Here is a 25,822-nt window from a genome sequence, read left to right as displayed (position 1 = left end):
GTCTAGCCCTGTGGATGACGCGTGGTGTTCAGCACCTGTGCATGAGCACCCACGGCAAAATTGCTCAGCGCGCTGAAATCGCTGCCCTGATACCCGAGGATCTTGCCGTCGGTGCGCATGCCCTGCAGATCAATCATCACCACGCCCAGCGTCGGCACGATCTTCTCGCGCCATACGAACAGGTAAAGTTTTTCCGCCACCTTCACGTAATGACAACGATCGACATCCGCCAACCCTTTCTCCACCCCGTCCAGACACTGCCAGGCGTAGAAATTGTCGTTCAGGTAGATATGTTCGTAACGTTCGGTCGGGCTGTAGCTGTACATATTGCGCATGCCGATTAACTCATCGGTGAAATGCGGCGGCGCAACGGTAGCGTCATCCAGCGTGCCGAAATGGAACTCCGCATTGACCGCCGTCAGCGGCAACCCTTGTTCTACGCGGCTGAAGGCGTCCAGACGGGTTTGCTGTTCGTCCGGCAACTGGCCGTAGACCGCCGTGAAATTGCCCTGATTGCGATCGCACACCAGCGTAATACTGGCGTTGTCCTGCGCGGGATCGAGAAAATCAATAAACAGAATGCCGGGGCGAATGCTGGTGGCGCGATAAGCGATGCCCCGGTACTCGCCCCAGCTCAGCGTCTGCTGATCGACGAAATGACAGCTCAGCGTTTCCCCGTCGGCAAAGCGCAGTGCCAGCGTGGTGCCGCTCAGGCCGTGCTGCTGTTCCAGCGTATTGCTGTGCGGCGCAAAGCCTTCCGCCAGTGCGCCAACCTGAATGAATATCGCTTCTGTACTCATTTGCTGCTCCTTAAAGGGAAGTGAATGCCAAAGTCGGCACGTCGACAATGGTTGAGCCGCCATCGGCCACCAGCGCCGCACCGGTAATAATTGATGCCTCTGGCGAACAGAGAAAACGGCAGATGCCGGCGATTTCTTCGGCACTGGCCGGGCGGCGTAACGGCACGTCGCGGCACACCCGCTGGTAGGCTTGTTCCAGCGTCAGTTGGTGCGCGGCCATCAACGGCTGCATCTCTTCATCCGCCATCGGCGTCGTCACCCAACCAGGGCACACCGCGTTGGCGCGCACCCCGAGCGGGCCGTAGTCACGGGCGATAGATCGCATCAGCCCGATCAGCGCATGTTTGGCAGTCACATAGCCGCAGACTTCCGGCCCGGCTGCCAGTGAAGCAATAGAGGCGACAAACAGCAGGTTGCCGCCGCTTTTCACCAGCTCCGGCAGGCAGGCACGGGCGCTGGCAAAAGCGCTGTTGAGGTTGCTGTCCAGCGCCTGACGCCAGTCATCGTCACCGATCTCGGTAATACGCCCCAATCCCATGCCGCCGGCGCAGCCGATCAGGCAGTCGATGCGCCCGGCCTGTTGCAAAATGGCCGGCAGCAGCAGGCTTTGCCAACACTCCCCGCTGGCGGCATCGCCGACCAACGCCTGAGCGCCAATCTCATCGGCCAGCGCGGCCAGCGGTTCACGGCGGCGCCCGATGATAAACACCCGATCGCCGTGGGCTGCCAATAACCGGGCGCAGGCGGCCCCCACGCCGGTGCCGCCACCGGTAATCACCACCACTCTACTCATCGATTTTCTCCATCAATTGGCCGATCATCAGCAGGCTGCTGAGCAGCAACCGCCGTTGCTCCGGCTCCAGCCGCAGATAGCGACGACCGGCGGGCAAACGGCTGACCACTTCCGAAGCGGCAAAATGTTCGATCTCCAACCGCCAACGACCGGCAACCACCGTCAGTTGAATACGACGAAAATCAAGTTGCTCCAGCGTTTGGCCGATCTGCGGATAACGTTGCAGGGCGGCGATCACCCGTTGCGCCGTTGCGTCATTCCGGCTGGCGCGATAAACCACACCGCTTCGCCGTAACCATCCCCCGGCGGTAATACGCAGCGTCAGCGGCGCTGTCAGCCGACAGTCCCCCTGCCGTTGAAAACGCTGGCTGACGATATGTGCCATAAACAGCGCGCTAACCTGTTCGCTGATGTCGACAACCGGCCCCTGTGGCAACGTCAGCCGCAGCAGGCACGGCGTAACGCGCTCGCAGGCGTAGGGCTGCAGGTTGTTCGCCAGACGGCTGAGGGTCACCCCCGGCTGATAGCCCGCCGGGGAACGCTGCCAGAGGCGGTTAAGTGAGGGAAGTAAGCCGATCAAACTGCGCCTCCTCGTTTTCTGCCTTGGCAAAAGCGGTTTCCAGCACCTGCTCAACCGGCACCGGTTTGAACGGGTTGACCTTCTGTACGCACAGGGTCCAAAACAGCGCGTAAGCGGCGGTCAGGCCAATCATGATGCTAAAAGGGATGTACACCGCGCGCGGGTTCATGCCCGGCGGAGTGATATAGATAATCGCCAGCACGATACCGACGCTGGAGACGATTTGCGGCAGCGGGAACCAGGGTGATTTGTAGGCACGCGGCAGATCCGGGCGGCGGATCCGCAGGATCACCACCGAGCAGGTCACCAGCAGGTAGGCCACGCCCCAGGCGCACACCGCCGCCAGCACCAGCGGAATGATACGGTCGAGATCGCCCTGGATGGCGAAGGCGTGCACACAGGGGATCAACACCGCCACCAGGATCCCCACCACCGGGGTTTTAAAACGCGGGTGCAGGTAAGCGAAAATGCGCGGCAGCGCGCCATCCAGCGCCATCCCGTAGAGAATACGCGGCACCGCCGCCATCAGCGTATTGATGGTCGCTGCCCCGGCCAGCAGCAGCCCGATGCCCAGCCAGTATTTGCCGAATTCCCCCATCACCTGGCCGGCAAAGGCCGGAATGGCCATCGGCGTGTCCAGCAGATGAACGCCATTGGCGGCATCCACCAGCACGTTTTCCACCTGGTGGCTGAGCGCGGCGCCGTATAACGCCATGCAAACCGCCACGCCGCATAGCCCCAGCGACATGGCACGCGGGATCACGCTGGCGGAGCGTTTGATCTCCGGCGCCATCGGCGTGACCAGTTCGCAGCCGACGAACATAAACATCGCCATACCGATCAGGCTAAATACCGCGAACGGATCGTTCAGGCTCAGCGTGCTGCCGAACCAGCCTTCCAGCGGTACCGCATGCGGTGACAACAGCCCGGCAATGCCGAAGATCACCAGCGTGCTCCACATGGCGAAGGTCAGCACGATTTCCGCCTTACCGAACGCCTCGATACCGAAGGCGTTGAGGATGCCGAACACAATCACCAGCCCAACCCCGACCATCCAGGAGGCATTGTGGGTTTCCATCAGGGTGTTGAGGTGCTCGAAATTCACCAGCGCCATGATGCCGGAGAGAATGGTTTCGGCGGTACCGGCAAAGATGTGCACGATCAGGTAGGCCGACAGTGCGCCGGTAATGGCAAAAAAGCGTCCCATGCCGCAGGCGATGTAGTCATATACCGAGCCGGAAGTCGGCAGTATCGCCGCCGCCTCGGAAAAGGTGGTGAGCTGAGCCTGCATCATGATAAAGGCGATCAGCATTGCCAGCGCGAACGTATCACCGCCGATACCGAAACCGCTGGTGACGGTGAGGATCACCGGACTGGCCATAATCACCCCGACCGAACTGGCCAGCGTGGTAGGGAATCCGACCTTGCCCCGCTCAAGATGGGCGTGAAGCCGCGACGACAGGTTCATGGGTATTTCCTCTTATAGTTTTATCGTTTTGCCCTGATGTTGCATTTGCAGGTGTAGCGTCGCCAGTGGCGGCAATATCACTATAGAGAGGAAAAGAAAATGCTGACTATCGTCCTTAAGAACGAGAGGATTTGATCGCAAAGTTGCTATTTAGCCCTAGATACCCGGGCCTAGCGCACCGAGGGGCTATTATGGGACACATCCGTGTGTCCCACCCTTCGGGCCGACGAAGTCGTTCCAATTTGCTCCCGGCAAATTGGTCGGCGGCTGCGCCGCTACGACCCCTTCGGCACGCTCTCCCTAATAACTGGCTTTTTAAGGAATCTAAAGCCTAGCCATAGTTTTTTCGTCTTACCCTGGTCGCCCGGTCAGCCGTTATGGTTTTAACCGGATCGAAGCGGTTTTCACCGGGGAATAAGAGAGGTTGCGTTTGTCTATCGTTCTTAGGAACGAGACGCCAATGGCGGCTCAACGGGGTGATAAAAGGATGATTCGTGGCGGGGACGTCACTCTAAATGGGAAATCGCTGTAAATTCAGCGGGAAGGACACAGCGAACTCGTTAATATATTAATGAAATATTGACCCCCAAGGACCGTCAGGGTCTTCAACCACCGCCCGCCACCTTGTTATTTATGTATTTTATTGCAATCCGGCTCACGTTGTTAATATGTTTTTATTGTGTTGCGAAATTGCTACAACTATGCTTGTATCGTTCATATATTGACCGAACCTTCCAGAGCGAACGGGTAAAGGGGGAAATGAATCATGCACACCGCACCATCCGATGCCTTTATCACTAGCTGCCTGAACACCATTGCGCACCTGATCCCGGTGTCCGCCGGGGTATTTTATTTGGTGAACTCGGATCTGCGGCCAGACCATTATATTTTGCATGGCATTTCCGATAAGACCCATCAGCAGTATTTGAATCATTTCCAGCAGATTGATCCGCTTAAACCGGCCAACTTCCACCAGCAGGATATCAATATGGTCGGCATGAGCCCGGCGGCGATCAACAATAACCGCCATTATTATCATGACTTTATGCTGCCCAATAATATGCGCGATATGACAGAGATATTTATCCGCCAGCGCAAGCGCATTGTCGCCGGGGTGTCTTTAATTCGCGATACGCCGTTTACCGAACTCGAACGCGGTCGTCTGCGCGCGGTGATGCCGCTGATTGAACTGGCGACCCGCGATCTGTTGCCCGAGGGTGAGGCCCAATTGCTGACCGCCAAGGAACAAGAGATCGTCAATATGGTGCGCGAAGGGGCCAGTAATAAACGCATAGCGCTGAAATTGGGTATTTCCCTGTCCACGGTAAAAACCCATATGCGTAATATTTTTGCCAAAACCGAAGTGGTCAATCGCACCGAATTGGTCGCCAGCAGCTTTATTGCTCACGGTTAATAAATTAAGCCATAGCAATGGCTTATGACCGATAAATAAAACGCGTTAATTATTCGCCATTAATGGCGCGGTTTCCGCCTGCCCAAAACAGGGTGCCGCGGATATATCTGACCCAGGCTTGCCCGGTGGAGATAATTTTTATGTCCAGTGATTCTGTTTCCGTACCCGCAGCCGGGGCGGCTCTCCCCTGCCCGCCGCGGCTGTTGACCGCCATTATTATCTTTGCCGCCATTGCGCCGGGCATTCTGATGACCGCACCGGCGGTAGCGGCACAACTGGCCAGCCAGTGGCAACTGACCCCGGCGCAAGTCGGCCACCTGTTTTCGACCGAACTGGGGGCGATGAGCCTGGCCACGCTACCCGCCTGGTGGTGGATTGGCCGCGTTAACTGGCGTCGGGTGGCAGCGCTGGCGGCAGGGGTGTTTATCGCCGGTAACCTGGCCTCGGCGTGGGTCAACGATTTCAGCCTGCTGCTGGGGTTGCGCTTTGTCGCTTCGCTGGCAGGCGGCACCCTGATGATCCTGTGCATCACCTGCGCCGCCGGCACCGCCAACCCCAGCCGGGTCTATGCCCTGTGGGTGCTGGGCCAACTGGTGCTGGGGACGATCGGGCTGCTGGTGCTGCCGCCGTTGTTTGCCCATTTTGGCCTGATGGCGGTCTATCTGATCCTGGCGGCCATCATGCTGTGCTGCCTGCCCCTGATCGCTGCCTTCCCCAGCGGGTTTCACCCGGTGCACTCCGCCGCCCATCGCGCCGCAATCCCCTGGTTTCGTAAACTCTTCGCCGTGCTGGCGGTACTGACTTTTTACATCAGCCTAAGCGCGGTCTGGACCTTTATCGGCAGCATCGCTGCTGCCGCCGGTCTTTCGCCGGTCAATAGCGGACAGATACTGGCCGCGGCCACGCTGTTCGGTATCGCCGGTGCCGGGGGTGCGGCGTTAATCAGAGGGCGGCACGCGGGTAATCGACTGATTTGGCTAAGCTATGGCTTGTTAATCGCCGGTATCGCGCTGCTGACTCGTGAGCCACTGCTGTTGCGCTTTGCGGTGGCCGCCGTGTTGTTCAAGTTCACCTGGACCTTTGTACTGCCGTTTATTCTGGCCCGCGTCGCCGGGCTGGATAACAACGGCAAGTTGATGAACAACATCAATCTGGTGATTGGCGGTGGCATGGCGATTGGCCCGACGCTGGCCGGTTATCTGATTGAATCTTTCGGCGGTTTCGACGCACTGCTGGCCGGGGCGCTGGGCTGCTCGCTGCTGTCGTTGCTGTTGATTTTGTTGGCTTCACCGCGCGCACGCCGCGCCGTTTAACAGGAGTAATAAGGTGAAAAGAAAAACCGGTTTCTTGTTTGATGAACGCTGCTTCTGGCATAGCACCGGCCTGCACGCCACTACGCTACCGGTCGGCGGCTGGGTGCAACCGCCTTCGGGGGCCGGCCATGCCGAGTCGCCGGAGACCAAACGGCGGATGAAGAACCTGATGGATGTGTCCGGCCTGTCGCGCCAGCTCTCACTGCTGAGCGCCGAGCTGGCGACCGATGAAGACCTGCTGCGCATTCACCCCGCCAACTATCTGCAACGTTTCAAACAGTTAAGCGACAACGGCGGCGGCATGCTGGGAGAGGAAGCTCCGCTGGGGCCGGGCAGTTATGAAATCGCCAAACTGTCCGCCGGGCTGGCCTGTGCCGCCGTCGAGGCGGTACTGCAGGGAGAGCTGGAAAACGCCTATGCGCTGTCGCGCCCACCCGGCCACCACTGCCTGCCGGACCAGTCGATGGGCTTTTGCTTTTTGGCCAATATTCCGATCGCCATCGAACGTGCCAAGGCCAAATACGGTCTGGGCAAAGTCGCGGTGCTCGACTGGGACGTGCATCACGGCAATGGTACCCAGCATATCTACTGGCAGCGGGATGACGTGTTGACGCTGTCGCTGCATCAGGACGGCTGCTTCCCCGCCGGGTACTCAGGTGAACAAGACCGTGGTGCCGGTGCGGGTGAAGGCTATAACGTCAATATTCCGCTGTTGGCCGGTGCCGGTGACGACGGTTATCTGTACGCCATGCGCCAAATCGTCATCCCGGCGCTGGAGCAATTCCAACCGGAACTGATCATTGTCGCCTGCGGCTACGATGCCAACGCGCTCGATCCGCTGGCTCGCATGCAGTTGCACAGTGACAGTTTCCGCAGCATGACGGCTTTGGTGCAGGACGCCGCCGATCGTCTGTGCAACGGCAAACTGGTGATGGTACACGAAGGGGGTTACGCCGAATCCTACGTGCCGTTCTGTGGCCTGGCGGTGATGGAACAGCTCAGCGGCATCCGCACCGAAGTGCAGGATCCGCTGCTGGCCTTTATCCAGCAACAGCAGCCGCGCGACGCCTTTAATCAGTTCCAGCGTCAGGCTATCGACCGGCTGGCGCAGCAGTTCAAACTGTAATGTCTCTTCGGGGCACAGCACGTTGTGCCTCTTGGCAATTCTGGCTTTGCCGCTACGCTGAATATGACCCTACCGTTGAGAACAATAATATGTCTGAACAAAAAATAAGCTTTATCAAAGGCAGCCAGGGCGATATCGCCGTGCATGACTGGGGCCATGACCAGCCGCGCTTTCTGGCGCTATTGGTGCACGGGTACGGCGAACATCTTGGCCGCTATCAGTACGTGGCGCGCACGTTAGAGGCGCAGGGCGCACGGGTATTCGGCCCCGACCACCTTGGCCATGGGTTGTCGCAGGGCGAACGCGTATTGATTGAGGATTATGATGCTGTAGTCGACGACGTTCACCGCGTAGTTGAGCATTTTAAGGCTTTGCACCCTGATCTGCCGCTGGTGGTCATCGGCCATTCCATGGGCGGCATGATTGCCACCCGTTACGTTCAGCGTTATGGCGATGGCGTACGTGCGCTGGTGCTGTCCGGCCCGTTGATCGGCGAAAGAACCCAGATCTCCGATCTGCTTGAATTGCCGAAGATCCCCGACGAGCCGCTCGATACCGCCACCCTGTCGCGCGATCCGGCGGTCGGCATTGCCTATCAGGCCGATCCGCTGGTATGGCATGGGCCATTCAAACGCCCGACGTTGCACGCCATGCAACAAATGCTGGCTAAAATCAACGCTGGACCGGGCTTCGGCACACTGCCCACGCTGTGGATACACGGCGATGACGACCGCCTGGTGCTAATGGCGCAATCGCAAACCGCCATCAACCTGCTGAAGGGCAGCAATTTTGAAGTCATGATCAACCCGGGCGGGCGGCATGAAAGTTTTAACGAGACCAACAAGGATCAGATATTAAGGCGGATCGGCGATTTTATTGAGCGGGTGCTGGGGTAGCGGATCCCCTCTCCAACGAAGAGGGGAAAGTTCGAGATTAGCCTTCGACAATCGCCAGATAGTGTTTCACAAAGCGATCGGAGGTGATCTCCCAGCGCACCGGGGTTCCCTTCTCGACAAACCACGAGTCACCGGCCTGATACTGCACGGATTGACCGGTGTTCTCATCGGTCAGGGTCGCGGTGCCTTCCCACACCGTGGCATGCTCGGCAAACGGGTACTCCATCACGAAGGTGCCACGGGTGCAGCTAAAGATACCGCAGCTCAGGTTGTCGGTCGGCTCCCCAAAAATGCCCGCCACGCCGACGTTCGGTTCACCGGCGATCACGGTGGCGCCCAGGTTGCTGACGCTGCCAATTTCCAGCAGTTCAGGCAGCGGTTGTTTAAGCAGTAATGGTTTCATTTCTCTCTCCTCAGGTAACAATTAACGGCGGCCTTTCCAGTAGCCGGAAGTCTGGTGCCACACCTTGCCGGCGGTAGTCATCACCCGCCGTAGTTTGTCCTTGCCGAAGATATTGACGTGTGGGATCGAGCTCATCAGATCGTAACGATCGGATCCTTCACTCATGCCCTCCGCCAACACCTTGCAAACGATATGGCTTGGGGTCACGCCAAAGCCGGAATAACCCTGCACGTAGAACACGTTATCGTGCTGCGGCAAGGTACCGATCTGTGGGAAAAGGTTGGCGCTGCAGCACAGCGGACCGCCCCAGGCCAGGTCAATTTTGACGTCGTGCAAATAGGGGAACACCTTCAGCATCAGGTTGCGGTTCCAGGCTTTGAGATCCGCCGGAATGTATTCGATCAATCGGGTAGCGCTACCGAACAGCAGGCGGTTTTCGTTGGTCACCCGGTAATAATCGATCACCGGGCGGATATCGCTGTAGGCCCCGCGGATCGGGCTGATCTGGCGGATCAGCTCGTCAGACAGCGGTTCGGTCGCCAGTTGGAAAGCATAGGTATTAATGGTTTTGTTGTAGATGAACGGCTCCATGCCGTTGAGAAAACCGTTGCATGCCCACAGCATTTTGTTGGCACGCACTGACCCCATGGCGGTACGCACTTTTATGCGCTGGCCATACTCCACGTCAATCACACTGCTGTTTTCGAAGATCTTCACGCCGTAGCCACTCAACGCCTGGGCCTCGCCCAGTAGCAGATTGAGCGAATGTACGTGGCCGCCGCCCATGTGTTTCAATGCGCAGGTGTAAGCGTCCGATCCCACCACCTGCTTCACCTCGGCACCGGTATAGAGCTCGATCTCTTCATCCGGCGAGACCGCCTTAAACTCCTTCAGCCAACTGCGCAGGGTTTTCTCCTGACGCGCATTGCTGCCGAGGTAGCCGTAGCCAAAGCAGAAATCAGCATCGATTTGGTATTTTTTGATGCGTTCGCGAATGATCCCGGCGCCGAGATTGCTGATTTTGAAGATGGTTTCCAACCCGGCCGGGCCGACGTGACGTTTGATCTTCTCCAGATCGTGGCCGATGCCGGCCATCACCTGCCCGCCGTTGCGTCCGGTGCCGCCGTAGCCCAAATGGCGGCCTTCCAGAATAGCGATATTGGTGATGCCCCGTTCCGCCAGTTCCAGCGCAGTGTTGATGCCGGAGAAACCACCGCCGATGATCACCACGTCAACGTCCAGATCTTCTTCCAGCGTCGGGAAGCGCAGATCGTACTTTTTGGTTGCCGCGTAATAGGTTAAGGATTCGATATTATTATTCACTGCCGCACTCCCGATGCCCTGCTCTGTCATCGGATTATCGGCAAGCGGCCGGGCGGCCACCATGTCCCCTTAGGGACATTCGCAACAAATAATTAACACTCAGGCGCTGCGACGCAGCGGCGTGGCCAGCAGCAGGCTGAACAGTTCGGCCTGCGAACCAATATCCAGCTTGCTGTAGATGTTTTTGCGGTGGTTTTTTACCGTGCCCAGGCTGATAAACAGCCGGTCGGCGATCTGCTGCGAGCCGCAGCCGTCGAGGATCAGATCCACAATCTCGCGCTCGCGTGGCGTCAGCAGATAGCGTGCCTGTACGGCACTGTCCGTTACCCGATCTGGCGTGGCAGGCGCAACCCGCACTTCGCCATGCAGGCGAGCGACGCTTTTCAACAGCGTCAATGCATCACGCAGGTCCGCCAGCTGCGGGGAACGTACTCCCACCGACTGGCGCGCCGAACCAAAAAACACCCCCAACCCGCGCTCCGCCGTCAGCGGCAGCAGCACACCGGCTTCGTCATGCCAGCCGGTCTTGCGATAAAAATTACGGTAATAATCCGTATGATAAAAACCACAGGGCGCCAGTTGGCGCAGGGTCAATACCTCGCCGCATCCCCCGCCGTTCAGCGCCTGATAAAACGGATCCTGCAGGTAAGCGCCCTGCTGGTAGAGTTGATTGACCGCGTCACTGTTTTCTTTCTCGGTTTTGATCAGACAGCGTGGTGCCTGGCCGCGTTCGAAGGCGTAAACAATGGCGTTATCAAAGGCGAAGAAACCTTCCAGCCAGGCCAGCAGGCTGGGATAGAAGCGCGGGGTCGCTACCGCATCGATCACTGCTGATAATCTTTCGACCTGAATATTCATCTTCGCCTCGCCATCATTAATAAATTAACAATCACTTTATTTCGGCTGCGCCGTGGCCTGCTTGTTATAGAAAACACTCAATAGCGCCAAATGCAACCGCGCAATTGTTTACATGTTAAACAAATCACACCTTCGCCCGGTTATTACCGTCTGACTCAGCGACTCAGGATTAATATATTAATGGAATGCCTTTCAGGGGGTGAAAAGCAGTGGTTCAGCCACAGAGGCTGGATTATGCTGGGGTTTTCGCGCGCCAAGGAGAGACCATGACTACCAGCCTGACAATAGCCAACCGCCATACCTGGTTCGGCCACGGCAGTATCAGCCAACTGATCCCGCTACTGACCGCTGAACCACAGCCGACGCTGCTGTTTAGCTGTCGTTCATTCCTCAATGGCGCGGTGTACTCTTCTCTGGCCGATGCGCTGACGCCGCTGCTGATCGGCACTGAGATCGTCAGCCACGAGGCCTCACCGCAGGAGATTGACGCCTGGGTGGCACGCTGGCGCGGAAAAGCCCAGCGTGTCGTCGCCATCGGCGGTGGCAGCGTGCTGGATGCCGCCAAGGCGTTCGCCGCCCTGGTGGAGCACCCGCTGCCCACCCTGCGCTATATGGAAAAGATCGGCGATACCAAAATCAGCGGAGCCACGCTGCCGCTGATCGCCATTCCAACTACCGCCGGTACCGGCAGCGAAGTCACGCAAAATGCGGTGATCACCGACACTCAATTGAGCAAGGTGAAAGCCTCGCTGCGGCATAACAACTTTGTGCCACATACCGCCATTCTGGACCCGCAACTGCTGGAGGGGGCGCCGGACAAGGTGCTGGCCTACTGCGCCATCGACGCCTTCACCCATTTGTTCGAAGCCTATTTGTCCAAAACCGCCAACGCCATGACGCGTGAAATGTCGCTGACCGGCATTCGCCATTTCCTGCTCGCCTGGCCGGCACTCAACCGCAGTGCCCAGGCGCGCGAGCACATTTTGCAGGCCTCCTACCTTGGCGGGCTGACGCTGAGCGCCGCCGGGCTGGGGGTGATCCACGGCATTGCCGGCGAGATAGGCGCCTTGCGTGATTATCACCACGGCCAGGTCTGCGGCCGCCTGCTGTTACCGTTCCTCGAACTGCTGGCGCAAAGCGAGCAATCGCAGCAACGAGCGCTAATGGCCGAACTTGCCGCCCGCCTGTTCCCCGACCAACAGGACAGCCCTGAGCGCTATCTGATCGACTTTATTACCCGCAACGCCATCGCCAGTTTCTGGCAGGACGACCTGCCGATCACCGCCGACGAACTGGCGGTAACGCTGGCAAAATCCAACAGCAAAAACTCGCTGATCGACTACAGCGCGCCGCAACGGCAGCAGATGATCGAAGGCGCTTTCCGCGTCGAATGATTATATAATTCGATCAAAGTAATAGCGGGAGATGGGAAATGGGTATCGTCAGTTGGATTTTCACCGGCATCGCCATCGGCATCCTGGTCGGCGTGCTGATCAAGATTTTTGGCAAGAAGAAAGACCAGTAAACCTCACGCTGTTCCATGGGTCGCCAGCAGGCATTCGTGGAACAGTTTGACCACCCGCTGTGGGCTGGGTGAACGCCGCAGCACGCTGGAATACTCGCAATGGTAACGAAACAGCGCCGGTTTGATGGCCCGCATCATATTCTGCGCGACAAAAAACGCCGCATAGTGGTCGGGCAGGAAACCCACGTACTTGCCGGATAGAATTAAGGTGGCGATAGATTCCTGGGCAAAACCCGTAGCCTTGCGCTGCAAATGCTGCTGCAGGCTCAGCTCCATATTCGGCGAGTGATAACCTAATCCGGCAAAGGCATAATGGTGCAACAGATCCCAATTCAGCATTTCATGATCGGCGGAAAATAATTCATGCTGCGCACCGCAATATAAGAACATCCTCTCACTAAATAATGAACTATAAGATAAACTTTCCGCACTGCGGTGCATGGGAATAATGCCAATCTGAAATTGACCGTCAATAACGCCACGCTCAATGGTATTTATTGGCTCCACATACATTTGCAAAGACACTTCCGGCGCCTGCTCGCTAAATAAGGCAATCGCCCGGCCAATATGCGCCTGCGGGTTGCTGACGGTATGGTCAAATATCGCCACGTGCAGTTGCCCACCCAGGCGCTGGTGTACGTCATCCACCCCACGGCGAAAAGCCTCGGTGGCCGCCAGCAGGTTAATGGTTTCCTGGTAAATCAGCAGCCCTTCATCAGTGACCGCAAACCCCTCGCGCCCGCGGTGGCACAGCGTCAGCCCCAGCCGTTGCTCCAGATCCTTAATGTGTTTGCTGATGGTCGACAGGCTGATATTCAGCTCCAGTTCGGCGGCGCTCATGCCACCACAGTCGACCACCACCTTAAACACCCGCAGCAAGCGCAGATCCATATCCGACAACTGCCCTAAAATCGCACGCTTTTTTACTTGCATAAAACCTTAAGTAAGTTTCGATATTTGATTATTCACATTAGTGAAGAAGCGGAACATAGTCAATTTGAAGCAACAATTCATTAACACGTCAGATTATTAACCCTACCTATTCTCCCGCCCGGAGGGAAAAATGGCTGATTTAAATCACCCTGAAAATAAGCCCGAACCTGAATGGTTAGAAGCCCATTGGATGCCGTTTACCGGTAACCGTAATTTTAAAGCCAACCCGCGAATGATAAGCCATGCTGAAGGCGTTTATTATACCAGCCAGGACGGCCGCAAAATTTTTGACGGTTTATCCGGGTTATGGTGCTGCGGATTAGGCCACGGTCGCCAGGAAATTGCCGAGGCGGCCTACCGACAACTCTCTCGGCTGGATTATTCTCCGGCGTTTCAGTTTGGCCATGCATTATCTTTCGAACTGGCCAACAAGATTAAGACCATGACGCCTGCCGGGCTGGACTATGTGTTTTTCACCGGCTCCGGCTCCGAAGCCGCAGACACCTCGTTAAAAATGGCCCGTGCCTACTGGCGCGCCAAGGGGCAGGCGGGCAAGACCTGCTTTATCGGCCGCGAAAAGGGTTACCACGGCGTTAACTTCGGTGGTATTGCGGTGGGCGGCATCGCCGGCAACCGGAAAGCCTTTGGTGCCAGCGCCGAAGCGGATCACCTGCCGCATACCCAGCTGGCAGGTAACGCCTTTTCACGCGGTATGCCCGAACAGGGCGCAGAACTGGCGGAAGAGCTGAACCGGATCATCGCGCTGCGTGACACCTCAACCATCGCCGCGGTGATTATTGAGCCGTTCTCCGGTTCCGCCGGGGTGATTGTGCCACCGGTCGGTTATCTGCAACGCATCCGCGAGATCTGCACTCAACACAATATCCTGCTGATTTTTGACGAAGTGATCACCGCCTTCGGTCGCTGCGGTGCCCTGACCGGGGCCGAAGCCTTCGGCGTCACTCCGGACATCATGAATATCGCCAAACAGGTGACCAACGGCGCCCAGCCGATGGGCGCGGTGGTGGTTCGGCCAGAGATTTATCAGGCATTTATGACCACCGATGAACCCGAGTATTTGCTTGAGTTCCCGCACGGCTACACCTATTCCGCCCACCCGGTCAGCTGTGCGGTAGGGCTGGCGACGCTGGATATCATTGAACGCGAGCAGATGATTGAACGGGTGCAGGCACTTGCACCCTATTTCGAGCAGGCGGTACACGGTCTACAGGGTTGCCGTCACGTCACCGACATTCGCAACTTTGGTCTGGCAGCCGGCATCACGCTGGCGGCGCGACCGGGGGAAGCGGCACGCAGGCCGTATGAAGTGGCGATGCGCTGCTGGGAAAAAGGCTTTTATGTTCGCTACGGCGGCGACACCCTGCAGCTGGCACCGCCGTTTATCAGCAGCGAGGCGCAGATCGATTCGTTGATCAACGCCCTGGGCGACGCCATCAACGCAACAGAATAATCAGGAGCGAATGCCATGCCTATTGCACATTGGATCAACGGCCAGTCCGCCACCGGCGGCAGCCGCAGCCAGCCGGTATTCGATCCGGCGACCGGGCAGTCCCAACAGGAAGTGTTGCTGGCCGACCGGGCCACGGTAGCAAGCGCCATCGATGCTGCCGAGCAGGCCTACCCGGCCTGGCGCGATACCCCGCCGCTAAAGCGGGCCAGAATTATGATCCGCCTGAAAACATTGCTGGAGCAGCACGCCGACCGCATCTGTCAGTTGATTACCGCCGAGCACGGCAAGGTGCTCAGCGACGCCATGGGCGAACTGCAGCGCGGCATCGAAAATATTGAGTACGCCAGCTATGCACCTGAGTTGCTCAAAGGCGAGCACAGCAAGGATGCCGGGCCGGGTATCGACAGCTGGAGCGAATTCCAGCCGCTGGGGGTGGTGGCAGGCATCACGCCGTTTAACTTCCCGGCAATGGTGCCGCTGTGGATGTGGCCGATGGCAGTGGTTTGCGGCAACACTTTTGTGCTGAAACCCTCAGAACGTGTGCCCTCCTCCACGCTGTATATCGCCCAACTGGCGTCAGAGGCCGGGCTACCGCCCGGAGTGCTGAATCTGGTCAATGGCGACCGCGAGGCGGTAGAAACCCTGCTGCACGACCCACGCGTTAAAGCGGTGAGTTTTGTCGGATCGACACCGGTAGCAGAGCATATTTATCACACCGGTTGCGGCCAAAACAAACGGGTGCAGGCGCTTGGTGGGGCGAAAAATCACGCGGTAGTGCTGCCGGACGCCGATATCGCCGGCAGCGTCAGCGCGCTGATGGGGGCGGCCTTCGGTTCCTGCGGGCAGCGTTGTATGGCGATCCCGCTGGTAGTGGCGGTAGGGGATGACACCGCCGACGCGCTGATCGCCGGGCTACGGCAGCAAATGGCCAACATGCGGATTGGTGCCGGAAGCGACAACCGTAACGATATGGGGCCGCTGGTCACCCACCAGCATTATCAGAAGGTGAAAAGCTACATCGATCAGGGCGTCGAAGAAGGAGCCAGCCTGGTGGTCGACGGCCGCGAGCTGCAGGTACGGGACGACAGTGGACAACTCAGTCAGGGGTATTTCCTCGGCCCGACGCTGTTTGACCATGTGCGGCCCGGCATGCGGATTTATCAGGAAGAGATCTTCGGCCCGGTGCTGGGCCTGGTACGAGTCGGCTCGCTGAAAGAAGCGATGGCGCTGATTGATGCCCATGAATACGGCAACGGCACCTGCCTGTTCACCCGCGACGGCGAGGCGGCACGCTACTTCTCCAGCCATATACAGGTCGGCATGGTGGGGATCAACGTCGCCCTGCCGGTCCCGGTGGCCTACCACTCCTTTGGCGGCTGGAAACGCTCGCTGTTCGGTGACCTGCACGCCTACGGCCCGGATGCGGTGCGCTTTTACACCAAACGCAAAACCATCACCCAGCGCTGGCCATCATCCAGCGATGCCCAGTATGCCAGCTTCAGTTTCCCATCCGGGCAGGGTTAAGCCATGACAGAACATAAATTCAAAGGCAATCTCAGCGTCCTCGACGTGGTGCTGAGCTACATCCGCAACCGGCAGGCCGTCCCGCTGGTTGAACCCGCAATTGAAGGAGAATAACCATGTCGCAGCGCGCTCAGGATTTGGGCATTAAAATCGGCCACGGCGTTGCCGGCCCGCTGAACGCCATCACCGATGTGCCCGGCGTCCGCGTCGGCCACGCCAGCATCCACGCCGATCTGGCCGACGGCCGCAACGTGCACACCGGCGTCACGGTGATCGAACCACGGGCCGGTCAGGCCCGGCAATCCCCCTGCTTTGCCGGGGTGCACGTACTCAACGGCAACGGCGACGCCACCGGGTTGGAGTGGATCCGTGAAGCCGGCCTGCTCACCAGCCCCATTGCCTTTACCAACACCCACAGCGTCGGCGTGGTGCGCGACAGCCTGATCGCGCTGGAGCGCGAAACGCTCCCCGCCGACGATAAGGCGGTGTACTGGAATATGCCGGTGGTGATGGAAACCTTCGACGGCCTGCTCAACGACATCAACGGCTTTCACGTCAAGCCCGAGCATGTACGGCAGGCGCTGCAGGCAGCACACAACGGTTTACCACAGGAAGGTGCGGTCGGCGGCGGCAGCGGTATGATCTGCCATGAGTTTAAGGGGGGTATCGGCACCGCATCCCGTCGTCTGCCTGCAGACCGTGGCGGTTGGACTGTTGGGGCCATCGTGCAGGCTAACCACGGCAAACGTGCCTCGCTGCTGGTTGGCGGCTATCCGGTCGGTCGCCATCTGGGGCATATTCACTCGCCATTCACCCCGCAACTGCCGCATCCGGGCATGGGGTCAATTGTCGTCACGCTGGCCACCGACGCCCCGCTGTTGCCACACCAATGTACGCGTTTGGCCCAACGCGCCAGCATCGGCATTGCGCGCACTGGCGGCGGTACCGAAGATTCTAGCGGTGATATTTTTATCGCCTTCGCCACCGGCAACGACGGGCTGCCGCCAGCCGACTACGCCGACAAAGGGGCCTTCACCACGCCACTACGTATGGTGAATAACGATTACATCTCCGAACTGTTTGCGGCGGCGGCCGAAGCGGTGGAGGAGGCAATTATCAATGCCCTGCTGGCGGCCAATACCCTTTCCGGTAACGGCCACCGGGCAGAAGGACTAAGTGCCGGGCAGTTGCTGACCGCGCTGGAACAAGCCGGCTGGCGAGCATAAGAGTAGAGGCGCGGCATGCCGCGCCCTGTATCAGTCAGGACTCACCACCCGGTTTGGGGGCCGGGTAGTCATAATCGAGCTTGATCGGTTCGGCGTAAACGCTGTCCCATAGCTGGCTGTAGAGCTTATCCACCCGCTGGCTCATGGCCGGATTGTGCAGCACCAACTCCAGATTGCGCGAGTTATCCAGATAACCGCCGGTCCAGTTGCTGGTGCCGATCCACGCCGTTTCGCCGTCAATGGTCATGATTTTGCTGTGGATCACCCGGGCGAACGGGATAAAGCCGCTGCTGGCCGGGGGAATAGTGACGATCTTTATCTGCACGTTCGGCACCACCGCCAGACTTTTCAGCCAGGCGATATCCGGTTTTTTGGTGTTCCAGTTGGCGACCATCAGCTCAACCTGCACGCCGCGGGCGGCAGCGCTGCGCAGGGCATTGTCGATCGTCGCGTAGTAAGGCCGGGTGTGGTCTGGGCCAAAAGACAATGGCGCGTAATCCATCACCTGCACCCGTACTCGCTGTTTGGCCGTAGCCAGCAGACGCGGCAACTCCACCTGCGAGTCAATCACCCCGGCCGGATTGTAGGCACGCGGACTGGCGACCAGATAGTTACCCTGCGGCGTTTCGGCCTTTGGCTGGTAAGGCCGTTGCGGCACCGGCTTACCCGCCGCCAGCAAAGCCTGAGCTTGCCAATCCTGCTCGAAGATCGCCTGGATCTGCCCGACCACCCCGGCATCGCTGATGCGCAGCCCGGTTTCATGGATATGCGCCAGCGCACGCCAGTCGAAGTTCTGGCTGCCGACAAACGCCTGCTCACCGTCCACCAGCAGGTATTTGGCATGCAAAATACCGCCGCTAAGCCGCTGATAAGGAATAATGCGCAGTTCCAGGTTAGGGATCGCCTTAAGCTGTTCCAGCGTCTCAGGGGTAGAGATGCGGATGCCCTTCTCTTCCATCAGAAAACGAATTTTCACTCCGCGTTCGCCCGCCGCTTTCAGGTGTTGCAGCACGCCATCCAGCAGCGAACCCTGTTGGTTCGCCACGTAGAACTGGCCCAGATCGATGCGGGTTTTCGCCGCATCGAACATCTGCTGCCACACTTGCGCGGTGTTACGCAGGTCATCCGCCTGCAAAGCAGTTTCCACCGGCGCGGTATACACCAGCTCGTAGCCGGGAATTTCAAAACGCGCCGTCGCACTCTGGCTCAACATCAACAGGCAGCTACCCCATAACGCAGTGTAAAGGCGGCCCAGCGGCCGCCGTGGTTGACGGCCATTAGGCATAGCGCGGTGCCTCACTGTCAACCCATTGCTCGCGGTTACCGTTTTCCGGGCGGCTGGCTGGCGTACCGGCGCGGATTAGCAGCACTTTGAGCAGCTCGTTAATGCGTTCCATGCGGCTTTGCAGATAGTTGTTGCCCACCAGGCACAACAACGCGATGGCGATCCCCAGCCCGGTGGCGTACAACGCAGTACCCATCCCGGCAGAAACCAGGCTCGGCTCGGATACCCCGGAGGCCGCCAGCGCCTTAAAGGTTTCGATAATCCCCATCACCGTCCCCAGCAGCCCCAACAGCGGTGCGGCGGTCACGATGGTTTCCAGCAGCCACAGGCCACGCGCCATCAGCGGTTTGCTCAGCAGGTACTGGGCGTCGATCAGATCCCCGATCGCTTCACGGTCGCCGGCACGGTGCTTTTGCTCCAGCACCGGTGAAATTACCGCCAACGGCAGGCTGTTGCGCTGGGTCAGCTCATCCGGCAGATCGGCGGTGCGGCGAACGTCCAGCGTTAATGCCTGCTCCAGTCGGCGTGCCTGGCGCTGGGTGTAGGCAAAATACAACGAGCGCTCGATAATGATCACCAGCGCAATCGCCAGTGCGGCGTACATCACATAGAAAATAATGTCGTGCATTAAATTGGCATTCATCATTCAGATCTCGGATTTGTTAAAAGGTGGCTTCCAGCGATACGCTGAAGGTACGTTCTTCCCCGACGTTGTAGTACGGCGTACTGGCCTTCACGCCGCCATACGGCGCTGCGTTGAAGGTGGTGGTGCGCACCGAGGTCAGGTACTCCTTGTCGAACAGGTTGCTGATACCAAAGCGCAACGCCGCGCTCTTGACGATCTTCTTGTCTACCGGCAGATGCACCCCCGCCGCCAGATCGAACACCGTGCGGCCGCCGATCTTCTCGTCGTTGGTCAGGTCGCCGTAGAACGAACTGACGTATTTGCCGCTGACGCTGCTGTAATACAGGCCATCGTCATAGCCCAACGTCATGTTAAGCAGGTTTTTCGGCACGTTCGGCACCTCTTTGCCACTGGTCGGCAGCGGTTGGCCGCCGTTGCTGACAATGTCGCTCTTCTGCCTGGACTGGGTGTAGGTGTACGAGGTGTAGTAGTTGAAGTTATGCGGCAGTTGGCCGCTCCATTCCAGCTCCAGCCCTTTGTTCTCCACATTGCCGATGTTCATCATCTCGTAATCGCCGGACGAGTTGGTGGTGGAGATTTGACGATCGCTGTAGCGCATATAGAACAGCGTGGCACTCATCAGCATATTTTCCTGCTGGAAACGCCAGCCCAGCTCGTGGTTCCAGCTCAGTTCCGGTTTGGTACTAAGCGAGTCGCCCACGTTGTACAGCACGTAGTTCGGCGGAGTACGCATGTTGCGCGTCAGGTTGTAGAACACCTGGTTTTCCTGATTCAGCTTGTAGCTGGCGCTGAAATTCGGCAGGAATTCATGATATTTGGCATCACGCTTTTCCGGCACGTTGTACAGGCTGCCCTTGTTATCCCCTTTTCGCTCAACGTACTGATAAGCCAGCCCGCCGACAAAGGTCCAGTCCGGCGTGGCGAACCAGGTGTCCTGCAGCCAGACTTTTTGCGCCGGGGTGATGGTGTATTGGTTGCGCCCCTGCACGGTTTTGCCATTGGCGTCCTTCACCTGATCGCTGCCGCCCGGTTTGCCAGAGAGTTGCTCCGGGTTACCGTCGTCCTTGATGCCGATAAACGGCTGGGTCTGCGACTGGCGCGCACGTTCATACCAGTAGCCGATATCCAGGCTGTGCTGATCGTTGATGTCCCACTTCAGCTTGGTGGTAATGCCCGGCCGCCAGGTTTGCGTCCAGGAAGGGCGGTAATAGGTGTTGGACTGCAAATTGCTCAGATCGTACTGACCGGCCTTATCCGAAGTATTGGACAACACCGAAGCGGTCTGGCCGGTGAAGCTGCCGCCATTACCCCAGTAGTAATAGGGTTGCAGAGTCAACGCCAGGTTGTCGCGCAGTTGCAGCTTCTGGGTGAACGACAACGTGAAGGTGTCAAACGGGTTGCGGTTGAGTTTGTAGTACTTGTTCAACTGGCCCTTACTGTTGTACTCCGGCGTGGTGGCGTAGTCGGTATAACGGCCGTCATTTTCAAACTGCGCCTTGCTCAGGGTGTTGTAGTTGACGTTATTCTGCTGGTTGTACTTCATGATCAGGTTGCTGCTGTTGCCGTTGCCGTCCTCATACAACGAGTTCATTTCGAACTTGTTGGAGTACTCGCGCCCTTCCCCGCGCCACTTTTTCGCCTCGGTGTGCGAGTAGGAAATCCAGTTGCTGAAGCCGTTGTACTCACCGGTCTCCAGACGGGCGAAGGTTTTGCTCAGGTTGTTGCTGCCCAGCGTCTGTTTGACGAAGCCACCGAAATCTTTCGCCGGACGGCGCGTCACCATACCAATGTTGCCGCCGCTGGAACCGATATGCGGGCCATCCACCTCAGACGAACCCTGGGTGACGAACACCTCCTCCAGGTTTTCCGAGTCGCCCAGCAGGTTTGGGTAAACCGCGTAGTTGCCGGAATCGTTAATCGGAATGCCGTCCATCGACAGGCCGATTTGATCTGAGTTCATACCGCGCATGGTGTAATCGACGCCGCTCAGGCCGCTGGCGTCGTTGCTGTTGACGTTCAGGCCTGGGGTATATTTCAGTTTGTCGATGGCGTTGGCCGCCGCCGGCATTTTATCCATCGCCTCCTTGGTGACGGTCGAACGCCCCTTGGCGCTATCGTCCTGCACCATCATGCCGCCGCCCAGCGACTGCCCTTTTACGCTGATGGTACCGACGTCGGTCGAGTCCGCCGCCAGCGCCGCCCCCGGCAATATCGCCGACATCACCGCCAGATAAAGCCCAGATCGATTGAAAGATTTCATTGTTCCCTTCCCATAAAAATCAAACTGTTATGCCAGGCGTCAAGGCGCCTGATAATTGAACGTGGCTGAAAATCGTTTTGTTGTTTGCCCGTTGAAAGCCTCGCTTGGGAACGGCTTCACCTGGCTGATGCTTTGCAGACTGCTTAGCGCCGCACGGTTGAGCAGCATGCTGGCCGCTTTATTGGCGATGCCGGACGAGAGCACACGACCGCTGCGATCGACCTCCAGCCAGACCTCGACGTTGCCCTGCGGCCGCTCAAGTGACGCCTGCCGCCCGCTTGGATAGCGCTTGCGCTGCTCCAGCTCATGACGCAGCGCCTGCAGATAACCGTTTTCGATTGCCTGCGCATTCACTTTCGGCGCCGCCGGGGCGACCGGGGCAGGTTGTGCCACCGGTTTGCTGACCAGTGCCTTTGGCGCTGCTGGGGCTGCAACAGGTTTAGCCTTCTCCACTGGCCTGGCTTTTTCTTTTACTGGCTTGGGCTTGGGTTTCGGCTGTGGTTTGGGCACCGGTTTGGCTTCGATAATCGGCTCCGGCGCCGGCACAACCGGTTCGGGGATCGCTTCCGGCTCTGGCGGCGGGGGTTCGGGTTGCGGCTCCGGTGGTGTTTCCGCTTGAGGTTCTGGTGCAGGTTCAGGCTCGACCAACGCCAATTCCATGGCGGTTTCGTCATAGCGCGGCTGAATTTTCAGCGCCGCCTGCTGGCTGGCAAACAGTACGCAGCCGACGACGATCAGCGCCGGTAACCAACTGAAAAGGTGACGTGAACGATAGAGCAGATACATGTCACAGCTTCCGTGTGGCGATAGAGACAGAGTAAAAACCGCCCTGACGCAGGTTATCCATCACCGCCACCAGCCGCTCTACCGCGACGCCCTTGTCGCTGTTGACGATAATGGTGGTGGTCTGGTTTTCCTGTTGCTGTTGCTTTAGCGTGCTGACCAGCGCACTCAGCGCCAACGGCTGGCCGTCGAGCTGCAGTTGATCTTCGGCACCCAGCGTAATGATCGCCTTCTTCTGCGGTTTCAACTGCTGCGCACTGCCGGCGGACGGCAACTGAGTTTTCAGCCCGAGGGCCGGGATCACGTTCAGGCTAATCAACACAAAAAACACCAGCAAAAACATCATCACGTCGATCATCGGGATCAGTTCGATGTGCGCTTTGTTCTTCTTCGGCTCGTTCCAGTTACGCATGGCACTCCCTCCCAAAAGCAAAGCAGCCAATATAGAGAGCCTATGTTTACCTTTTGTTACGCTTGTGTGATCTTATTCTCACAGTGAACACATTTTGAGAGAATATTCCCAGCGAGCAACTGGTCAGAGGGGTTATATAACTGGTTAATTGGATATGATTTTTAATGGAATAATGACGAGGAGGAACTTATAGCGGTTAATACATAGGAAGGGAGTTTGTGATTATCCTGACACTTTATAGCAAAGTCTTCGGACCCTGCTTTTTGCATCAGGATTTAGGAGGAGGGGTTCACACAATTAATGGCGGATTTGCGCCAGGTCTTCAGCCGTCAAACCGGTCATGTTCATTACCGAGTCGTGGTCGATGCCGTTCGCCAGCATGGCGCGGGCAACGGTAATCTTTCCTTCAAGCACGCCTTCTTGACGCCCTTTCTCGATACCGCGCTGTTCACCAAGCGGGATGCCCTTCTCGATGCCCATTTCGATACCCTGCTCGATGCCCTTCTCGATGCCCTTCTGCTCAAGCTGTTGTGCAATAGTCATTAGTTCATCCTCATGTTGCGGTACCCGCAGTGCCAATTCGCGTACAAAGGCTTCAGCATCGGACGCTTCTCCGGCCAGAAGAATATAGTGTACCAGCGAAATCACCTGTGGCGAAGACAGATAGCCACTCAGCAGGATAGTGGCCAGTTTGTCAGTCAGCTCTGCCAGGTCCCGCTGCCGAATATGTTTCTGCAGCAAGGTCAGTGCGGCCATGCTGCGATGGCCCATGATCTCGTTATCAGGGATAACCGTCACATCGACCAGCGGAAATTCGGCCGTATAGAGTTTTCCCGCCAGTTCCGGATCGTAAAACTCCCGCAGCCAGTTGGTGGAATAAGGATAAGGAGTGCGTTTGCCGGTATAAAACAGGACAGGTATCACCAACGGCAGTTTTTTGTGACCGGCGTCCAAATGTCTCTGCATGGCCGCTATTGCATACCTGATTAGCCTGAAAGCCATGTGTTTATCGGGTGTAGACTGATGCTCAATAAGTACGTGGATATAACCATCATCCCCGGCAGTGGTTTTCAGGCTGTAGAGCACATCGCTGAAATACTGGCGAAGGTCATCTTCAACGAAAGAACCGGATTCCAGTTTCAACGTACTGAGGTCGCAGATGGCACGCAGTTCTGGCGGAAGATGGAGCTCCATAAAGTCGCGGGCAATTTCCGGCTGCGTCAAAAACTGACGAAATGCCGCATCGTGTGGCGTTGGCGTTTTGTTTTTCTTTTTCATTCCCTGATAGCCTTTGCGTATTATTTAATTCCACACTATCACAAGCAACTGCCAGGTTATATTAGCGACCATGGTAAGATTAACGAGAAACACAGAGACAAACACGACATAACACCATGAATTAAAATGAAAATAATAAATTAAACTTAAAACAAAATTCTGAAAAAATATATCAACCTGAACTAATTCAGAGTGTTTATATTATTTACAAACAGGTTAACTATGGCCACCTAGCATTGATTTATATATATCTCACAACGGTAAGACACCTTTAAAATATAACTACGGAATATTTAAATTATAACTATCCTATCCACAGGACGATAATTCACTTTTTTGAGAGATAAATATTTTTATTTAAAATAACCACCATAAAAAAAGACGCCCGCAGGCGTCTTTTACATACCAGAGAGAAAGAACGCTCTCTGTATTTTCAATGGATTATGTTAGACCAACACGGCCTAACCCCCCCTAAACTACCCTAACCGGTGGACAATATATGGACATTCCACGCAGTGGGTTTAATGTAATTGCATCCGATAAATAGTCGGGTGCAAAATGCGCGTAGGTCATGGTTTGCTGAATGGTTGCATGTCCCAATATTCTTTGCAGCGTAATAAGGTTGCCCCCGTTGATCATGAAATGCGTCGCGAAGGTATGACGCAAAACATGCGTGGCCTGCCCTTTGGGGAGATCAGGTTTTATCTCCCTCAGCAACTTGCGAAAACGCGTGTAATTTGCGGTAAATAATCGACCGGATTTATTTTCCAGGATCATATCAGCAACCTCTTGCGATATTGGGATTGAGCGCTTTTTGCTGTTCTTGGTTTCAACGAACGTTACCCGATTCCCTATAACCTGCTCAGCCTTCAGACTGCTGGCTTCCCCCCACCGAGCCCCTGTGTTCAAACACAGAACGGCAACGCGCAGATCATCACCGGCCATTACCGATAAAAGCGCCTCAATCTCACGGCTGGCCAGGAAAGACATTTCTGTGTTTTTTGGCTTCAGCTTTTTCAGCGAGTGGATTGGATTATCGCTGTGAAACTCCTCCGCCTCTTGCAGCAAGCTGAACATCCCCGATAAATAACAGAATTCACGGTTAACGGTTGTTGCTTGTGCTCCACCCTGAAGCCTGCGCGAGCGGTACTCCATCAGAAACTTACGGGTGAGCATGTACGTCCTTGGGTGGCCCATATCCCGATCCACCTTGTTAAGCTTCCCACGATAGGTTTCACCATGTTTCTGATTTCTCCCGCCATAAACCCACCACAGCTCAATGAGTTCAGATAACGGCCGCTTGTCAGCTGGCTTATCAACCCAGTCTTTGTCATGAAAATTGACCAGTACGTATTTTTCGTAGGCTTGCGCCTCGGCCTTCTTGCTGAACCGCTTGCGGATCCGTCGTCCTGTAGATCCCTGCGGTCTAATATCCACTTGATACTGACCATCATCGAGCTTCTTAATCGACATAATGAAGCCCTCCGATGAGGTTGCAATTAGTA

General features: G+C 57.1%; 23 protein-coding genes. 8 read left to right on the top strand and 15 right to left on the bottom strand.

The annotated features are described in order from the left end of the window. Positions 1–2: 2 nt before the first annotated feature. The 4 genes from M2406_RS11740 to M2406_RS11725 are packed head-to-tail and all read right to left on the bottom strand — an operon-like array spanning position 3 to position 3,641. The gene (locus M2406_RS11740; RefSeq protein WP_259190144.1) at positions 3–800 is read right to left on the bottom strand and encodes a molybdenum cofactor biosynthesis F family protein; all 798 of its coding nucleotides are present in this window, start codon (positions 798–800) and stop codon (positions 3–5) included. Between the two features lie 10 nt (positions 801–810). Then, positions 811–1,593: an SDR family NAD(P)-dependent oxidoreductase gene (locus M2406_RS11735; protein WP_259190142.1), complete on the bottom strand. Its 783-nt coding sequence runs from the start codon at positions 1,591–1,593 to the stop codon at positions 811–813. Continuing rightward, on the bottom strand, positions 1,586–2,173 hold the full coding sequence (locus M2406_RS11730) for a DUF3156 family protein (protein ID WP_259190140.1): 588 nt from the start codon (positions 2,171–2,173) through the stop codon (positions 1,586–1,588). The genes M2406_RS11735 and M2406_RS11730 overlap by 8 nt, the downstream gene beginning before the upstream one ends. After that, entirely contained in the window at positions 2,148–3,641 is a 1,494-nt protein-coding gene (locus M2406_RS11725) for an APC family permease (protein WP_017891520.1), read from the bottom strand. Before M2406_RS11725 ends, M2406_RS11730 begins: the two co-directional genes overlap by 26 nt. A gap of 766 nt (positions 3,642–4,407) precedes the next feature. Between M2406_RS11725 and M2406_RS11720 the strand changes: the two genes are divergently transcribed. The 4 genes from M2406_RS11720 (at position 4,408) to M2406_RS11705 (ending at position 8,390) form a co-directional block, all read left to right on the top strand. Continuing rightward, complete coding sequence (locus tag M2406_RS11720) at positions 4,408–5,055, top strand: LuxR C-terminal-related transcriptional regulator (RefSeq protein ID WP_012005071.1); 648 nt, start codon at positions 4,408–4,410, stop codon at positions 5,053–5,055. A 140-nt stretch (positions 5,056–5,195) separates the two neighbouring features. Then, positions 5,196–6,368, top strand: coding sequence for an MFS transporter (locus M2406_RS11715; RefSeq protein ID WP_259190137.1), 1,173 nt, complete (start codon positions 5,196–5,198; stop codon positions 6,366–6,368). 13 nt (positions 6,369–6,381) lie between these two features. Further along, positions 6,382–7,494 carry a class II histone deacetylase gene (locus M2406_RS11710; protein WP_259190133.1) on the top strand — a complete coding sequence of 371 codons (1,113 nt, stop codon included), beginning with the start codon at positions 6,382–6,384 and terminating at the stop codon, positions 7,492–7,494. Positions 7,495–7,583: 89 nt separating this feature from the next. Continuing rightward, positions 7,584–8,390, top strand: a complete 807-nt coding sequence (locus M2406_RS11705) for an alpha/beta hydrolase (RefSeq protein ID WP_259190131.1) — start codon at positions 7,584–7,586, stop codon at positions 8,388–8,390. A gap of 37 nt (positions 8,391–8,427) precedes the next feature. On the opposite strand, the gene M2406_RS11700 is transcribed toward M2406_RS11705, so the two are convergent. From M2406_RS11700 to M2406_RS11690, 3 genes are all read right to left on the bottom strand, one after another. Then, positions 8,428–8,793 carry a cupin domain-containing protein gene (locus tag M2406_RS11700; protein WP_012005067.1) on the bottom strand — a complete coding sequence of 122 codons (366 nt, stop codon included), beginning with the start codon at positions 8,791–8,793 and terminating at the stop codon, positions 8,428–8,430. A 21-nt stretch (positions 8,794–8,814) separates the two neighbouring features. Next, positions 8,815–10,116 carry an FAD-binding oxidoreductase gene (locus M2406_RS11695; RefSeq protein WP_041418871.1) on the bottom strand — a complete coding sequence of 434 codons (1,302 nt, stop codon included), beginning with the start codon at positions 10,114–10,116 and terminating at the stop codon, positions 8,815–8,817. Between the two features lie 99 nt (positions 10,117–10,215). Continuing rightward, positions 10,216–10,974, bottom strand: coding sequence for a response regulator transcription factor (locus M2406_RS11690; protein WP_012005065.1), 759 nt, complete (start codon positions 10,972–10,974; stop codon positions 10,216–10,218). Positions 10,975–11,240: 266 nt separating this feature from the next. On the opposite strand from M2406_RS11690, the gene M2406_RS11685 reads away from it, so the two are divergent. Further along, positions 11,241–12,368: an iron-containing alcohol dehydrogenase gene (locus M2406_RS11685; RefSeq protein WP_259190125.1), complete on the top strand. Its 1,128-nt coding sequence runs from the start codon at positions 11,241–11,243 to the stop codon at positions 12,366–12,368. A gap of 134 nt (positions 12,369–12,502) precedes the next feature. Here the strand turns inward: M2406_RS11685 and M2406_RS11680 are convergent, their stop codons facing one another. Then, positions 12,503–13,432, bottom strand: a complete 930-nt coding sequence (locus tag M2406_RS11680; RefSeq protein ID WP_115183340.1) for a LysR family transcriptional regulator — start codon at positions 13,430–13,432, stop codon at positions 12,503–12,505. 130 nt (positions 13,433–13,562) lie between these two features. Here M2406_RS11680 and M2406_RS11675 point away from each other — a divergent pair, with 130 nt between their 5' ends. The 3 genes from M2406_RS11675 (at position 13,563) to M2406_RS11665 (ending at position 17,653) form a co-directional block, all read left to right on the top strand. Next, positions 13,563–14,903 carry an aspartate aminotransferase family protein gene (locus tag M2406_RS11675; RefSeq protein ID WP_129939653.1) on the top strand — a complete coding sequence of 447 codons (1,341 nt, stop codon included), beginning with the start codon at positions 13,563–13,565 and terminating at the stop codon, positions 14,901–14,903. A gap of 15 nt (positions 14,904–14,918) precedes the next feature. Next, positions 14,919–16,427, top strand: coding sequence for a CoA-acylating methylmalonate-semialdehyde dehydrogenase (locus M2406_RS11670; RefSeq protein ID WP_115183341.1), 1,509 nt, complete (start codon positions 14,919–14,921; stop codon positions 16,425–16,427). A 116-nt stretch (positions 16,428–16,543) separates the two neighbouring features. Continuing rightward, on the top strand, positions 16,544–17,653 hold the full coding sequence (locus tag M2406_RS11665) for a P1 family peptidase (protein ID WP_115183342.1): 1,110 nt from the start codon (positions 16,544–16,546) through the stop codon (positions 17,651–17,653). 34 nt (positions 17,654–17,687) lie between these two features. On the opposite strand, the gene M2406_RS11660 is transcribed toward M2406_RS11665, so the two are convergent. The 7 genes from M2406_RS11660 to M2406_RS11630 form a co-directional block, all read right to left on the bottom strand. Continuing rightward, positions 17,688–18,938 carry a phospholipase D-like domain-containing protein gene (locus M2406_RS11660; RefSeq protein WP_115183343.1) on the bottom strand — a complete coding sequence of 417 codons (1,251 nt, stop codon included), beginning with the start codon at positions 18,936–18,938 and terminating at the stop codon, positions 17,688–17,690. Beyond that, positions 18,931–19,581: a MotA/TolQ/ExbB proton channel family protein gene (locus M2406_RS11655; protein ID WP_115184898.1), complete on the bottom strand. Its 651-nt coding sequence runs from the start codon at positions 19,579–19,581 to the stop codon at positions 18,931–18,933. The genes M2406_RS11660 and M2406_RS11655 overlap by 8 nt, the downstream gene beginning before the upstream one ends. Before the next feature lie 19 nt (positions 19,582–19,600). Then, complete coding sequence (locus M2406_RS11650; protein ID WP_017891504.1) at positions 19,601–21,844, bottom strand: TonB-dependent receptor; 2,244 nt, start codon at positions 21,842–21,844, stop codon at positions 19,601–19,603. Positions 21,845–21,883: 39 nt separating this feature from the next. Then, complete coding sequence (locus tag M2406_RS11645; protein ID WP_259190121.1) at positions 21,884–22,630, bottom strand: energy transducer TonB; 747 nt, start codon at positions 22,628–22,630, stop codon at positions 21,884–21,886. A gap of 1 nt (position 22,631) precedes the next feature. Then, a complete protein-coding gene (locus tag M2406_RS11640; RefSeq protein ID WP_012005055.1) occupies positions 22,632–23,039 on the bottom strand; it encodes a biopolymer transporter ExbD in 408 nt (135 codons plus the stop codon). 297 nt (positions 23,040–23,336) lie between these two features. Next, a complete protein-coding gene (locus tag M2406_RS11635; RefSeq protein WP_259190119.1) occupies positions 23,337–24,317 on the bottom strand; it encodes an Rpn family recombination-promoting nuclease/putative transposase in 981 nt (326 codons plus the stop codon). Positions 24,318–24,788: 471 nt separating this feature from the next. After that, the gene (locus M2406_RS11630; RefSeq protein ID WP_259190118.1) at positions 24,789–25,790 is read right to left on the bottom strand and encodes a tyrosine-type recombinase/integrase; all 1,002 of its coding nucleotides are present in this window, start codon (positions 25,788–25,790) and stop codon (positions 24,789–24,791) included. Positions 25,791–25,822 lie beyond the last annotated feature (32 nt).

This window comes from Serratia sp. BIGb0163, assembly GCF_024809935.1.
Taxonomy (GTDB): domain Bacteria; phylum Pseudomonadota; class Gammaproteobacteria; order Enterobacterales; family Enterobacteriaceae; genus Serratia; species Serratia quinivorans.
The sequence above is the reverse complement of the archived record's forward strand: the minus strand, read 5'-3'. Positions and strand labels throughout refer to the sequence as shown.